Origin of the sequence: Methylocystis suflitae (assembly GCF_024448135.1) — a bacterium.
Lineage (GTDB): Bacteria > Pseudomonadota > Alphaproteobacteria > Rhizobiales > Beijerinckiaceae > Methylocystis > Methylocystis suflitae.
In genome coordinates, this window is sequence record NZ_JAMRYX010000179.1 from 1 (window position 1) to 390 (window position 390).

The 390-nt window shown below is 68.7% G+C and carries 1 protein-coding gene; it reads right to left on the bottom strand.

Annotated features, from left to right (window positions below):
* The coding region (locus NEI07_RS13915) for an NAD(P)/FAD-dependent oxidoreductase (RefSeq protein WP_305123750.1) at positions 1-390 on the bottom strand (390 nt) is incomplete at both ends.

The window sequence follows — 390 nt, forward strand, 5'->3', positions numbered from 1 at the left end:
GGGCGTCGACCTTGCGGGTGAATTCGCCATCCGGGCCGATCAGGCGCAGCGCCCCGGATTCGGCGAAGCCCGCGAAGTCATGGCGAGTCACGATCGTGACGCCGAGCCGCGCCAGCCGCGCCAGCCAGGCGCGCAAGAGCGGCGAGGCCTTGAAGCTTGCCGGAAACACCCGGCCGCTGGAGCCGACGAAGGTCGTCTCGCCAAGCTCGGCGCAGAAATCGCGCAGCGCCTGCGGCGGCCAGGCGCGGATGAACGGCGCGATTCTCGCGGCCGCCGCGCCATAGCGGGAGATAAAACGCTCCAGGCCTTCGCTATGGGTGATGTTGAGCCCGCCCCGCCCCGCCATCAGAAATTTGCGCGCGGGGCTCGCTTTGTGCTCATAGATGACGA